11 protein-coding genes and 2 pseudogenes are annotated in these 12920 nt (G+C 68.6%); 6 read left to right on the forward strand and 7 right to left on the reverse strand.

The window, feature by feature from the left end; genetic code table 11:
* Together ABD366_RS13255 and ABD366_RS13260 are read left to right on the forward strand one after the other, a co-directional pair.
* A pseudogene (locus ABD366_RS13255) lies at nucleotides 1-129 on the forward strand (IS630 family transposase); the annotation flags it as partial.
* 1138 nt (nucleotides 130-1267) lie between these two features.
* Nucleotides 1268-2494, forward strand: a complete 1227-nt coding sequence (locus ABD366_RS13260) for an MFS transporter (protein ID WP_324768744.1) — start codon at nucleotides 1268-1270, stop codon at nucleotides 2492-2494.
* An 84-nt stretch (nucleotides 2495-2578) separates the two neighbouring features.
* Here the strand turns inward: ABD366_RS13260 and ABD366_RS13265 are convergent, their stop codons facing one another.
* Complete coding sequence (locus ABD366_RS13265) at nucleotides 2579-3586, reverse strand: alpha/beta fold hydrolase (protein ID WP_324768745.1); 1008 nt, start codon at nucleotides 3584-3586, stop codon at nucleotides 2579-2581.
* A 432-nt stretch (nucleotides 3587-4018) separates the two neighbouring features.
* Between ABD366_RS13265 and ABD366_RS13270 the strand changes: the two genes are divergently transcribed.
* On the forward strand, nucleotides 4019-4585 hold the full coding sequence (locus ABD366_RS13270) for an IS3 family transposase (protein ID WP_324768746.1): 567 nt from the start codon (nucleotides 4019-4021) through the stop codon (nucleotides 4583-4585).
* Between the two features lie 127 nt (nucleotides 4586-4712).
* Here ABD366_RS13270 and ABD366_RS13275 read toward each other — a convergent pair whose 3' ends face one another.
* Entirely contained in the window at nucleotides 4713-5342 is a 630-nt protein-coding gene (locus ABD366_RS13275; protein WP_324768747.1) for a TetR/AcrR family transcriptional regulator, read from the reverse strand.
* A gap of 97 nt (nucleotides 5343-5439) precedes the next feature.
* Between ABD366_RS13275 and ABD366_RS13280 the strand changes: the two genes are divergently transcribed.
* Nucleotides 5440-6201, forward strand: coding sequence for an alpha/beta fold hydrolase (locus tag ABD366_RS13280; protein ID WP_324768748.1), 762 nt, complete (start codon nucleotides 5440-5442; stop codon nucleotides 6199-6201).
* 278 nt (nucleotides 6202-6479) lie between these two features.
* Here ABD366_RS13280 and ABD366_RS13285 read toward each other — a convergent pair whose 3' ends face one another.
* Together ABD366_RS13285 and ABD366_RS13290 are read right to left on the reverse strand one after the other, a co-directional pair.
* Nucleotides 6480-6878, reverse strand: a complete 399-nt coding sequence (locus ABD366_RS13285) for an aldo/keto reductase (RefSeq protein WP_324768755.1) — start codon at nucleotides 6876-6878, stop codon at nucleotides 6480-6482.
* A gap of 40 nt (nucleotides 6879-6918) precedes the next feature.
* Nucleotides 6919-7619 (reverse strand): annotated as a pseudogene (locus ABD366_RS13290) (transposase).
* An 8-nt stretch (nucleotides 7620-7627) separates the two neighbouring features.
* Between ABD366_RS13290 and ABD366_RS13295 the strand changes: the two are divergent.
* Nucleotides 7628-8482: an MFS transporter gene (locus ABD366_RS13295; protein WP_324768749.1), complete on the forward strand. Its 855-nt coding sequence runs from the start codon at nucleotides 7628-7630 to the stop codon at nucleotides 8480-8482.
* A 196-nt stretch (nucleotides 8483-8678) separates the two neighbouring features.
* Here ABD366_RS13295 and ABD366_RS13300 read toward each other — a convergent pair whose 3' ends face one another.
* Together ABD366_RS13300 and ABD366_RS13305 are read right to left on the reverse strand one after the other, a co-directional pair.
* The gene (locus tag ABD366_RS13300) at nucleotides 8679-9413 is read right to left on the reverse strand and encodes a phosphotransferase (RefSeq protein ID WP_324768750.1); all 735 of its coding nucleotides are present in this window, start codon (nucleotides 9411-9413) and stop codon (nucleotides 8679-8681) included.
* A 449-nt stretch (nucleotides 9414-9862) separates the two neighbouring features.
* On the reverse strand, nucleotides 9863-10789 hold the full coding sequence (locus tag ABD366_RS13305; protein ID WP_324768751.1) for an NADP-dependent oxidoreductase: 927 nt from the start codon (nucleotides 10787-10789) through the stop codon (nucleotides 9863-9865).
* A 50-nt stretch (nucleotides 10790-10839) separates the two neighbouring features.
* Between ABD366_RS13305 and ABD366_RS13310 the strand changes: the two genes are divergently transcribed.
* Nucleotides 10840-11466 (forward strand): TetR/AcrR family transcriptional regulator, encoded by a 627-nt coding sequence (locus tag ABD366_RS13310; RefSeq protein ID WP_324768752.1) that lies wholly within the window; start codon nucleotides 10840-10842, stop codon nucleotides 11464-11466.
* A 449-nt stretch (nucleotides 11467-11915) separates the two neighbouring features.
* On the opposite strand, the gene ABD366_RS13315 is transcribed toward ABD366_RS13310, so the two are convergent.
* Entirely contained in the window at nucleotides 11916-12785 is an 870-nt protein-coding gene (locus ABD366_RS13315; RefSeq protein ID WP_324768753.1) for an STAS domain-containing protein, read from the reverse strand.
* Nucleotides 12786-12920 lie beyond the last annotated feature (135 nt).

The following is a 12920-nucleotide window of genomic DNA, read 5'->3' on the forward strand; positions in this document are numbered from 1 at the left end:
CACCTCGAACGCACCCTCCGCCGCGGCCTGCGGCACATCCAGCTCCGTCCCAACCTGATCGACGGTTGCCTGACCGAAACCGGGCTCGAGCTGACGCATCATCCGACAACACCCCGACAAGGTCAGTAATCCGCCGGCTGCAGCGCACCGCCTATGACGTCAGCCGCTACCTCGACGAGGTCAATCCGCCTGGCCAACCTCTTGGCGACGACCGGCTCGCGGACCCCGGTCCCACCGCGGCCAGTAACTACGCTCTGGCGGTCGGTGCATCCTTGCCTGGCGGGCGGTGCAGACCGGGCGAGCCGTTCCCCAGTACGACTGATCCCCCACAGTGATGATTCTGGAAGCGCCAGTATGAATCTTGCCGCGGCGGGATGATGCCTTTGGTGGCATCGCCTGTGGGCTTGACTCAATCCCTCACTGACGCTGCGGCTGTCCGTCTCGTGAACTGTCGGTCCACCAGGCGGTGCCACTCGCACGTAGCGGGTGGGGCTTTCGTGACCTGATAGGTGCTCGACCATCGGTCCCATCACTGTGCTGTCCGTCAGCCCGGCCCAGTACGGCTATCACCGGAGCATGCCCAACCCCCTGTGCGGCCCGGCGGGGTGAGGGTCGAGGCCACTCGGCGGCGGGCGGCCGAACTGCGATTACAGGCGGGGAAACTCGTCGCGGAGAGCCGGGCGCAACGCGGGGCGTCAGCCGCTCAGTTGAGCGATGGCGGCTGACGGCACGGCCGAAACCCTTGTCGGCGCTATTGCCGGGCGGCGGCACTGGTGCGTCAGTCGCCCTCGGTCACGGCTGCTCGGTGGGACAAGCGTGGCCATGGCGGCATGGCTGCCTGCAGCCGGCCCCAAGGCAGGGGACGGTGAGGTGATACCGACACCCATGCTTCAGAACCCCGGAGGCAATGGGTGACGTTCGATGCACCGAGCAGGCTGCCAGCTGGAAGTCGAAGGAAGCCGAAGCGCGGGTGGCGGCCCTGGAGAGGGGAGCCGCCCAGGTGCGCCAGGCGGTCGTCTCGTGAGTGATGCGTCGATCAATTTTGCCTAAGTTGCACATGACCGCGGTCGGCTGTCCCGGTGGTCATCTCCCTGTCAAGAATTCGGAGCTTGGCGCTTTGACCAGCGGCAACAACCACACGGCTGCTGGCAGATCTGCGACATCACCCACGCGCCGCAAGGGTGATGTCGCAGATCTGCCAGCAGCCTTCGTGAAGGGACTGCTGAACTGATCAACGCAACGACCGGTGCTTCACAGGATGGGGATCATGGCCTCGACAACCAGCGCCACCACGCATACGCCTGGCGGAAGCGGTTTGCCGACAAGATCCCCCCTGGTCGGATGGCTGGCCGTGTTCGCGGTCATGCTCGGAATCTTCTCGATCGTCACGACCGAGATCTTGCCGATCGGCCTGCTCACGAAGATCGGTTCCAGTTTCACCATCTCCGACGGGATGGCGGGCCTGATGATGACCATGCCCGGTTTCCTCGCGGCGGTTTCTGCGCCCGTCGTCACCGCGGCCACCACACGCGTTGACCGCCGCCTGATGCTGTGCGTGTTCATACTCTTGCTCGCTGCGGCGAACTTCCTGGCCGCTTCAGCACCCGACTACTGGCTCGTGCTGCTCTCCCGCGTCCTGGTCGGCATCGTCATCGGCGGCTTCTGGTCCATCGGGGCCGGACTCGCCGAGCGCCTGGTCCCCCCGGAATCGGTCGACCGCGCCACCGCCGTGATTTTCTCCGCGGTCCCCCTGGGATCGGTCCTCGGTGTGCCGGCAGGCACCTTCATCGGGGACGTTGCGGGCTGGCGCACAGCGTTCGCCGTCATGGGCATCCTGACGGTCGGCGTTCTGGTCATGCTGCTGCTGTTCGTGCCGGCCCTGCCGGCGAACCAGGCAACCCGCCTGAGCGTGCTGCGCGGGATGTTCCGCAGCACCAACACACTCTTCGCCCTCCTGCTGACGTTCCTCCTCGTGCTGGCCCACTTCGGCACGTACACCTACGTCACCCCGTTCCTCGAAGAGGTCACCGAAGCCAGCTCGACCCAGATCACCGTGTTCCTGCTGATCTACGGCGCCGCGGGAATCGCGGGCAACTTCGTGGGCGGTGCCGCGGTCGGCCGCTACCCGCGCGCCGTCCTCGGCTTCGCGGCCGGCCTGATCGCAGCAGCGACACTACTGCTGCCAGTACTGGGCCACTGGCCGATCGGCGCGGTGGCCCTGCTCATCGTCTGGGGGGCCGCTTATGGCGCTGTCCCCGTCTCCTCCCAGACATGGTTCACCAAAGCAACCCCCAACGCCCCCGAGGCCGCCTCGGTCCTGTTCACCGCGTCCTTCCAGGCAACGATCTCCACGGGTGCGCTGGTCGGCGGGTTCATCGTGGACCGCAGCTCGCCGTCCACCGTCATGACACTCGGCGGCCTCACCGCCGTCCTCACGATCGCGGCGCTGTGGGCCCACTTCGCCCGCCGTCTTACCTGGCCGGACAACAGCTGAGCCCTGAGCACCTCCTGAGCGGCATTTTTCAACCTCTGGACGAGGCCCCGGAATCATGGCTGCGCCCCTGCCGCGCTGCCACAGCTAGGTGGCGCTGCGCTCGCTCGCTTCGCGATACCGTCGCTCCATGGTGGCGGGGTGGGCGTCGTCGTCCGACCGCCCCGCTCGCAGCAGATGCCGCCACTGGTCGGGGCTCCAACTGGCCGGTTGCGTACTACCGATGAACTCCTCGACGAGCGCAAGGAAGCGCGCCGGATCGGTGTGGAAAGGGAAGTGTCCGGCCCCGGGGAAGATTTCGAGGCGGCTGCCGGGCATAGCCTCGTGCGCGGTGAAGGCGTGGGTGACCGGTAGGACGCCGTCCCTGTCGCCCCATACGAGGAGCGTGGGCATGCCCTGAGCGAGGTAACAACGGTCCAGCATGGTGACTACTTGGCCGCGCCAGTCGACGACGGACCGCAGCGCGCGGACGAATGCCGCCCGCGCCCGTACGTCCGGCAACGCCTCCACCAGACCCATCAGATCCGGGGCGTCCCGGCCCAGAGAAGTGCCGAGGAGCCGGAGCAGCGCGACCACCGACCGCACCGGCCCGCCGGCGCCGGGCAGCCCGAGCAGGGAGAGCAGCAGCGCGGCGCCCGGCAGTGAGATGCCCCGCAGCACGGGGGTGACCTGCGGGCCGACCCCTCCCGTGCTCACCAGGACGAGCCGGTCGACGCGCTCGGGGTATTGGTAGGCGAACTGCATCGCGACGCCGCCACCGAACGAGTGCCCCACGAGTGTGACCCGCTCGATGCCGAGGACCCCGAGCAGATCCCGGACTCCGTTGGCGTACGCGGCCACCGAGTAGTCGGCCCGCGGTTTCTCGGACGCACCATGACCGAGCAGGTCGGGGGCGATGACGCGGTGGGAATCCGCCAGTTGCGCTATGAGCGGGTCCCACGTCGCCGATGAGTCCCCGATTCCATGGATCAGCACCATCGCAGGTCCCTCACCCGCGGCACGGTACGCGCGCCGGTAACCGTGCACGGTACGGAACCGCAAGGCCACCTCGCTGCCGTCGCCGGCGAGGTGCCGTCCGGGCGATATCTGCTCCATGGGCCGCACTTTATGTGGATGGGGCCTCCGAGTGGTTTCGGATGGGTTTCGGGTGCTGGAACAGGGCCGAGCGCGATCTTGCCGTCGTGGTCGGTCCAGCTGCGGCAGCGGCGGCGAAACCCGTGACCACCCCCGCCTGAGCGGATGCTCCTGCCCCTCCCCTGCGGATACGGCCGGGGCCGCCTCGGGCCGAGATCCAGGTGCGCCGGCCGTTTCCCTGTCGGTGCCCAGCTCTTGCAAGGCAAGTCGGTGCCCAGCTCTTGCAAGGCAAAAGGCAGATCGCCGCATGACCCCTCGGCTGGGCACCGAGGATCACCGTGAAGGAGAACGACCGGTGAGCGCGTTGTACCGGTTGATCGACGCGGAGAAGGCGAATTACCCGGTCGTGCTGTTGTGCCGGGTGCTGCACGTCGCCCGCTCCTCCTATTACGCGTGGCGCGAGGCGAAACCACCCGTCAGGAGCGCCGGGCGGCCGACGACACGCTCGCCCACGAGATCACGGTGCTGCATATCGCCTCTCGCCGCACTTACGGTGTCCCGCGCATCCACGCCGAACTACGGCGTCTGGGACGTCGGGGGAACCGCAAGCGCATCGCCCGCATCATGCGCGAGCGCGATATCCACGGCGTCACCCGCCGCAAACGCCGCTCATCGACCCGACCGGACAAGAAGGCGACGCCGGCCCCGGACCTGATCTGCCACGACTTTGATGCCGAGCGGCCCGGGACCAAGCCGGTCGGTGACATCACCTACCTGCCCACCGCCGAGGGCTGGCTCTACCTCGCCTGCTGGCTGGACCTGGCCACCCGCGAGGTCGTCGGCTCTGCCATGGCTGACCACCATCGCGCCGAGCTCGTCGTCGACGCCCTCGACATGGCCTATGGCCGAGGGAACCTGGAGACCTTCTACAACCGCCGCCGCCTGCGCAAGCACAAGATCTTCGGCTACCTCACACCAGCCGAGACCAGACAGCGACACCAACACACCCTCGCGGCATAACCGACGAGTGTCCAAGAACACGGGGAAACTTCAGTGTGCGTGACCGCCGGGAACCGGACGGCGACGACCAGCGGCGCTACTTATGTGGCACCCCGGCGGGGCCTGCGGGGCGGGGGTGGGGCGCCGGTCATCGTCGCAGCGCTCTGAGCCACTGGTCTGCGACGACGTGTCTGAGCTGCGAGGAGTCAAGAGCCGCGGGTGCGAGGAGCTGCTGCATGCCGATTCCGCGCAGCTGCCCCAGGACCGCGATCGCGGTGGCATCGGGGTCGGCCTCCGCGCGGATCTCGCCCTCGGCGATTCCGGTGGCGATGTCGGTGCGCAGATCCGCGCGGAAGCTGTCGTCGCGTTCCTGGAAGACGGCGGAGAGCTCGGGCGAGGTGGCGGCCTCGACCCACAGCAGCAGGAACGCCCGGCCTGCCACGGCACCGTCACCCATACTTCTTATGTAGCCGTCGATCAGCGCGATCAGGCGGTCGAGGCCGGGTGGCATATTGCCGATGCCGGGGACGAATCCGCTCTGGCTGGACTCGGCGAGCGCCTGGAACAGCGCCTGCTTCGAACCGAAGTAGTGGGTGACGATCCCTCGGCTGTACCCCGCGCGCTCGCCGACAGCCGCCAGGGTGGCCGACCGCACGCCCGTCTCCACCACGACTTCCGCCGCGGCCTTCAGCAGGGCGGCCCTCGTAGCGGTGCGGCGTTGGACTTGCGTACGGCGTTGGCCGCGTGACGACGCGGTGAGGGGCTTCTTGGCTGGCATGAGCTGCAGTCTAGCGATCCTCGTTCACTTGCGTGTCGTACAACAAGTATGTGACGGTGGGCGTGCAGCTGTCGGGTCGTCGGATAGGTGGTTACTGATGAGGGTCGTGTTCGTTCATGGGAATCCGGAGAACGCCGCGGTATGGGACCTGCTCTGCAACGAGCTGCGCGGAACCGAAGCCGTCCGGTTGTCTCTCCCGGGATTCGGGGCGCCCGTCCCGGAGGGTTTCGGGTGTGCTGTCGCCGAGTACAGGGACTGGCTGATCGGCCGGCTGGAGGCGATCGGCGAGCCGGTACACCTTGTCGGGCACGACATCGGCGGAAGCACGGTGGCGTCGGTCGCCATGAAGAGGCCGGACTTGCTCCGGAGCTGGGTCAGCGACTCGCTGGGCGTGTTCCACCCCGACTACGTGTGGCACGACCTCGCTCAGCAGTGGCAGACACCCGGCGTGGGTGAGGAATCCATATCCAGGGTGATGGGTGGCAGCCTGGAGGAACGCGCCGAGCGCATGACAGCGAGGGGCATCCCCAGGCCCGTAGCCCTCCAAATGGCCCCCGCCCAGGGACCGGAGATGGGGCGGGCGATCCTCGCGTTCTACCGCTCCGCCGCCCAGCCGGTCATGGCCGAACTCGGACGAGATCTCGCCGATGCGGCGAAGCGGCCCGGCCTCGCGATCATCGGTACGGATGACCGGTTCGTCGGCTCGGAGGCCATGCGACGCGAGTCGGCGGCAAGAGCCGGGGCCGAGACTGCCGTCCTGCGCGACATCGGGCACTGGTGGATGGTCCAGGACCCCGCTCGCAGCGCGCGGGCACTCACCTCGTTCTGGGCCGGCTGCGGGCAGGCCAACTCGCGCTGAGCCGCCTACGGCGATGGTCCGCGGCGTCACGCGCCGCCGGTCGTCGTGCTCATGGTTGCCCTTGGCACGTAGACGCCAGTGCATAAGTGGCGGGTGGCGGCGGTGGGTTCATCGGTCGCTGCCTCGGCCGGTGGCGCATGTGAAGTGGCCATTGTGCGCACGGCGTGAGACGACGAAGTCCCGCCGGGAAGGGCTGACGGGATTTTGCGCGCGGTCGCCGCAGAGTTTCGTCGTCCTTGATGAGGTGGGCTCCGCCCGCGGATTGCCGCCGTTGTCTGCTACTTGTCGACCAGCGACATGTGGTGCTCGTTGTAGCGGTCTCCTTGAACCTCGAACCGGCCGGCGAGTTCGTTGAGGTCCGCCAGTTCGTCGGCGGACAAGAGCAGTTGGGTGGCGCTGGAGTTCTCCTCGATTCGCGCGATGTGTCGTGTGCCCGGAATCGGAACGATCCACGGATGCTGCGCGACCTGCCAGGCGAGTGCGACCTGCCCGGGTGTGGCGCTCTTGGCCTGCGCCAGGGTGGCGATGTGTTCGACGAGAGCCTGGTTCGCCGCGCGGTTCTCGGCCGTGAATCGTGGAATGTTCGTGCGGACGTCACCGGTCACGAACGAGGTCGACGCGTCCACCGTGCCGGTCAGGAATCCCTTGCCGAAGTGTGTCCCGTAAATGATCTTCAGATTGCCTCGGGCATGGCTGGTCTCCGTGCGGCCCGCTCGCTTATCCGGTGAGGGCGAGGTTGTGCATCCGGGCGATGCCGAGCATGGCGTGGTGGACGCCGTCGCCTTTGAGGCGGCAGTCGCGGAGGATCTTCCAGCGCTTCATGCGGGCGAAGGTGTACTCGACGCGGGCTCGGACCTGCTTGTGGGACTTGTTGTGTTCCTTTTTCCAGTCCGGGAGTCCGGCCTGGCCGCGCTCGCGGCAGTGGGGGATGACGAGTCCGGTGCCCGGATAGCCGCCGTCGGCGATCGTCATGGTCTTGCCGGCGGCGGCCTTGGCGCCGGACTCCTCCGATGCCTTGCAGTCGTTGCGGTTGCCGGCGAGCGGTCGGCCGACCACGACGATCAGGCGGGTGTCGGCGTCGATGACGACCTGGTGGTTGGTGGAGTACCGGTAGTTCTTCGACCGCTCGGCAATGGTGTGGTCGCGAGGGGGACCAGGGTGCCGTCGACGATGGGCACGGTGTTCCTGGCGAACCGCTTGCGGGGCTGAAGTGCGAGCATCGGCCCAAGGTGGTCAATGATGCGGTCCGCTGCCGATTTGGAGACCCCGAACAGCGGGGCAAGTTGCCGCATGGTCAGGTTCGTGCGCCAGTAGGCCGCGACCAGCAGGGCCCGGTCCTCCAGCGGAAGGCTCCACGGCCGGTCCTTGCGGGCGGCGTCCGCACCCTGGCGCCGCAGAACGGTCACCAGCTTTCGCACGGGCGGGCATGATCCGGGCTGCCGGCACCGGCGCGGGCACGGCGCTCGCGGGAACGCTGCTCGCGCTCGCCTCCCAGCACGCATACCGGGGCATGGTGCTGGCGGACGCGCTCTCCTTCGTCGTCGCGGCAGTGACCGTCGCCGTGTTCGTGCGCGCTGCACCGCGGCCCGCGCACACGCCTGGCGGCCAAGCACCGAACGGGGTGCGGCAGTTGCTGCGCAACCGGCCGTATCTGGGCCTGATCGGCGTGAACGTCGTGTGCAACATGTGCACGGTCCTGCTCGCCGTGGCGCTCCCGGTCTACGCGGTTCACGGGCTGCACGCGCCGGCCTGGTCGGTCGGCGCCTTCCTCACCCTCACCACAGCGGTCGTGGCCACCTGCACGGCCGAGGCCACCCGCCGCGTCCGACGACACACCTCGCGGGGCGGCGCGATGGCCTGGGGCGGCCGGCTCTGGGCGGCCTGGTGCGCGGCCGCCGCGCTGGCGGTGCTCCTGCCCCAGGGCCCCGTGCTCATCGTCTACCTGACGCTGATCATGCTGCTCTGGGCGACCGCGGAAATGCTGCACGGACCTGCCGCCAACGCGCTGTCCGCGGACGCGGCGCCGGAGGGAGCCCGCGGAACCTATCTGGCAGCATTCCAGTACTCGTTCGCGGCCGCGGACATGGTGACACCCGGCCTCTTCGGTGTCCTGTACGGCGTCGACCAATTCATGCCCTGGGTCGTCATCGGCTGCCTGGCACTCACCGCGAGCACGGCCATCAGGCCCCTGGAACGGCGCCTGACCAGCAGCACAGTCACCAAAAGCCACGTGGCCCAACTGACAGACGGCAGGCCTCAAGAGACACGTGAGGCTCTCTGACCTGGTGTGTAAGGAATTCGGACAGGTTCTTGGGTTCGGAAACTGTGAACGAACCCCGGCTGTGAACGAGCCAATCCTTTGATGACAGAACGAGGTTCCCTAGTTGTGACTGAGCGACTCAGTTGGCGCCCGAGTGCTTGCGTTGGGCTGACTGAGCGTCACAGTCGGCCCCTGTCGGAGGTCCGCGTGTATTGCTTCAGCTCAGGGCGTGTTCCAGGGCGGCCCGGTGCCGGGTGGTCCACCGATACGCAGCTTGAACCTCGCCCACCACCCCGGCCTCGCGCAGGCGGACCATCGCGGGTTCGCCTTGATCCGCCGCGTCTGCGATTCCACGCCAGCACCGGTCTTGCCACCACAGCACCGACGCCACCAACTCGTCGCGGTCGGAGAGCCCGTAGGCGTCGGCGATCAGGCGCATCCTCCGGCCGATGTCGGCAGGAGCGGCATCGGGACCCAGGCGCAGGTACTGCCAGCAGACGTGGGCGACATCGTGGATCCGATCGCCGGGGGCGGCCAGATCCCAGTCGATGAACCCCACCGGCCGGATGCCGTCAGCTGTCGGCCGGTAGACGGTGTTCCTGGGCGCCAGGTCGTTGTGACACACCACCTCCGCCGTGTCGGCCAGCACTGTCCCCGCGGTCAGGTCGTGGAACTGCCGCACCAGTCGGGCTACCGCGGCCAGGCTCTCATCCGCGTACACATCTGCCGGCTGCTCCGCCTCCCAGGCCACATGGCCCTGCAGATAGCCGAGCACCTCCTGGCCCTGGCCGTCCAGACCGAGGTGACGAGGCGCCCCACGCCAGCCGCGCGCCTCGAAGAGATGCAGCAGTGCCGCGACGAAGTCCGCCCGATCTGAGGGAGGTCGCCGCACCGTGTCCCCAACGCGGACGACTCGGTTGATGAACCCTCCCGGCAGCGGAACCTCAGTCATCCGCCCAGACTGCCAGAGCACGGCGACTGGCGGCTCGCACGAAGCACACTCCTCATCACCGAGGCGAACTGAAACGCAGTCAGGTGATGAGCGGGCGGAGCGGGACGACGTTGTCGGCGGCCGGGATGGCCTGTGGCGGGGCGCCTGCCCTCTGTGTGAGAACAGCGCTGGCGAGCGTGATTTGTGTGACTGCTGACGAAGTCTGTGGATTTCTGCGTTCTGCTTCTGGACGGTCTCTCTGAGCTGGTTGACGGTTTCTCGCAGTCGCTTCTCGGCTTCGCCGGGAAGCGCTCCCCATCGACCTGGATCCGGCACCCCGCTCGTCGTCATCGATCTCGCGGACACGCACTCGTTCTGCCACTCGCACAGCCTGACGACACCGCGCCGTCCGGACCAGCATCCGAACGGCGCGTCACATCACCACAGTGCAAAGGTGCTCCGATGCGGCACTAGAGGGTAAGTACGATCTTTCCCCGGGCGTGGCCGGTCTCGCTCAACTGGTGTGCCGCAGCCGCGTTCTCGAGGGCGAAGGCCGCCGCGACCGGCACAGTGAAGCGGCCCTGCTGGGCGAGAGCGGCGGCCGCGGCGAGTCCTTCGACGGCCTGCGGGTCCGCGCCGGGGCCCGCCGAGCGTGACAGGTGGACCCCGTACTTCGCCGCGTTCAGGTCGGCGACCGTTATCACCTGCTCCGGGCTTCCTGCGAGGTCCACCAGATCGGGCAGCGAGCCGGATCCGGCGCAGTCCAGGACGACGTCGACTCCGTCCGGTGCCAGGGTGGTGACCCGTTCGGCCAACCCGGGGCCGTAGGTGGTCGGTGTCGCCCCCAGTCCCGCGACGAACGCATGGTTGTGTGCGCTGGCCGTACCGAAGACGTGCGCGCCGCGGGCCGCCGCGAGCTGGATGGCGACAGTGCCGACCCCGCCCGCGGCGCCCTCGATCAGCAGGGTCGTGCCGGCGGTGACCTTCAGCCGGTCGAGCGCGCGCGTAGCGGTTTCGATGTTCGCGGCGGCGCCGGCCTGCTCCCAGCTCAGCGCGTCCGGCTTCGGCGCCCAGGCGGCCAGGACGGCGTACTCGGCGTTCGCACCGCCGCGCTCGGCGAGATCGACGATGCCGAAGACCTCGTCGCCCGGCCGGACACCGGTGACGCCGGGGCCGACCTCGTCGACCGCACCCGCGGCGTCCACGCCGAGGACGTGGGGCAGGCGCAGCGGCATCATGTCGCGGAACCGGCCTGAGCGGAGGTAGCAGTCGGCGGGAGTGACACCAGCGGCCCTTACGGCCACCCGGATGCGGCCTGGTCCCGCGTGCGGTTCCGGCATGTCGGCGACCTCGAGGACGCTTGCGGGACCGTACTCGGAGAATTGCAGTGCTCTCATGCCGCCGGACGCTATCGGAGCACCCCGTCCGTTTAGCTAAAGTGAGAGCGGTGACGAACCGATTGCCTCACTCCCTGCGCGCCGATGCCCGGGACAACCGCGAGCGCATCCTCGCTGTGACTCGCTCCGTGTTCGCTGCGGAGGGGCTGGACGTGGCGATGCGCGAGATCGCGCGGCGTGCCGGGGTCGGCCCCGCGACCCTGTACCGACACTTCCCGACCAAAGAGGCGCTGATCACCGAGGTCTTCACCGAGCAGATGGCGGCCTGCACCGCCATCGTCGACGAGGCGCTGGCCGATCCGGACCCCTGGCGCGGCTTCTGCCGGGCGATTGAGAAAGTGTGTGAACTGCACGCACAGGACCGAGGCTTCACCGTTGCGTTCGTCTCGGCTTTCCCACGCGCGATCGACTTCACCGCGGCCCGGGAGCGGGCACTGGGCAAGGTCGCCGAGCTCGCCCGCCGGGCCAAGGCGACGGGCAAACTGCGCCCGGACTTCGTCCTGGACGACCTGATCATGGTGCTCATGGCCAACGGCGGCATCCGAACCCCATCGCCGGCCGCTGCGGTGGCCGCCTCTCGGCGCTTCGCCGCGCTGCTGATACAGGGCATGCAGACCGAGCCGGTCAGGCCGCCGTTGCCCCCCGCAGTCCGGCTGCCGCTGGCAGTTCTGACCTAGCGTGCACCGGGCGGGCACGCTCTGCATCGAAAGCGGCCAGCGCGGCGAACGCGCGCAGTACCTGATCCGGGCTCAGCTCCGCAGACACAGATACACCGTATTGACCGGCGGGCCAACGCGGCGTCTGTAAGTCTTCAGGCCGGGGGAGCGCAGGGGCCCGGCGGAGCAGATCATGCTCCGCCGGGCCCTCTTCATGTCGCCTGGACCGCCGTCGCGGACCCCCTGTGTGCCGAGTCCACCAAGCGCTGAGGGTCGCCGCGGCGGTCCGTCTCCCTGGGCCCCGGAGGGCGCCTCCTCCGCCGCCGCGGTCGACGACGCACCGAACGGCGCCGTAACCGAGGGGGCCGACGCCATACGTGCCCGTGGGTGATGCTGTGCCTGCGGTCTTCCCGAGCCCGCCCGGCGGTTGCTCCGCTCTCCTGCCTGCTCACGGACCAGGTCCTTCGCCGCTACGAGCGTGACCGGTACGGCGGGCCGGCCACGCTCGTAGTCACGTAACGCGGCCGCATCCAGCAAGCCGGGCGGCCGCCGAGCTTCGGGATCGCTTCGTTGGTGGGCGGGTGGGTGGGCTTGCTTGTCCCAGGCGGGTGAGTGTGCGTTGTTGGGCGGGGCTCCAGTGGCGTGGCTGGCCGTGGTGGACGCAGATGACGCCGATCAGTTGGCCGTCGGGCGCGGCGACGGGGATGGAGGCGACTGCCGCCACACCTGCCTCGGTGAGGACGTCTAGCGGGGGAGGTGTGCCAGAAGAGGGGGGAGGAGGTGCTCTCTTCGACGAAGACGGGGGTCCGGTCGGCGCCCGCCGTGCCGCAGCCGCTCTGCTCGTCTCCCAGCTCCACCGTTTCGAAGTAGCGCAGAAAGAGGCGGTGGAAGCCGTGGTGGGTGACGATGCTCAGGGAGCGGCGTTGTGCGTCGTAGAGCTGGGCGTTTCCCATGGGTGCGCCGCTGACGTGTCGGGCGACGTACAACAGGTCGTGCAGGTAGGCGATGTCGGCCTGGCGTTGGCGCGGGTCGGCGGGAGGCGAGCAGTGCCGGACGACCTCGAGGGCGTCGGGGTCGCCGGTCAGGCGCAGCATGCGGATGACCTCGCTGTGGGCGCGCGCGATACGCAGTTTTCCGTGGCAGGCCGCGTGCCGGAGCGCGTCGGTGAGCCAGAGCGCCCCGGCGGCGCCGCAGAACGTCACCCGGCTCAAGTCGAGTCGCACACAGTCCGCTTGGGCGAGGAGCCGGTGCACCTCGTGCTCCACTTCGGGGACGGAGGCGATATCAAGTTCGCCCGCGACATGAAGGACGGTCCGCTGCAGCGATCCGGTGACCTTCATCTGGACATGCTGCGTCGGGCGGGACCACGCCACCTTGCCCCCTACTGAGGTTCTCGTTAGTTCTGTGGTGTTTCTGGGTGGATTGTCAGTCTGGTGTGGGTGAGGAAGGACCACGGGAGCTGTTCGTCGCAGCAG

This window comes from Streptomyces kunmingensis (genome assembly GCF_039533535.1).
GTDB lineage: Bacteria > Actinomycetota > Actinomycetes > Streptomycetales > Streptomycetaceae > Streptomyces > Streptomyces kunmingensis.

Excerpts from the sequence above, each read along its gene's own strand:
- ABD366_RS13260 (WP_324768744.1), top strand. The coding sequence starts at position 1,268 with ATGGCCTCGACAACCAGCGCCACCACGCATACGCCTGGCGGAAGCGGT.
- ABD366_RS13265 (WP_324768745.1), bottom strand. The coding sequence starts at position 3,586 with ATGGAGCAGATATCGCCCGGACGGCACCTCGCCGGCGACGGCAGCGAG.
- ABD366_RS13275 (WP_324768747.1), bottom strand. The coding sequence starts at position 5,342 with ATGCCAGCCAAGAAGCCCCTCACCGCGTCGTCACGCGGCCAACGCCGT.
- ABD366_RS13280 (WP_324768748.1), top strand. The coding sequence starts at position 5,440 with ATGAGGGTCGTGTTCGTTCATGGGAATCCGGAGAACGCCGCGGTATGG.
- ABD366_RS13295 (WP_324768749.1), top strand. The coding sequence starts at position 7,628 with ATGATCCGGGCTGCCGGCACCGGCGCGGGCACGGCGCTCGCGGGAACG.
- ABD366_RS13300 (WP_324768750.1), bottom strand. The coding sequence starts at position 9,413 with ATGACTGAGGTTCCGCTGCCGGGAGGGTTCATCAACCGAGTCGTCCGC.
- ABD366_RS13305 (WP_324768751.1), bottom strand. The coding sequence starts at position 10,789 with ATGAGAGCACTGCAATTCTCCGAGTACGGTCCCGCAAGCGTCCTCGAG.
- ABD366_RS13315 (WP_324768753.1), bottom strand. The coding sequence starts at position 12,785 with ATGAAGGTCACCGGATCGCTGCAGCGGACCGTCCTTCATGTCGCGGGC.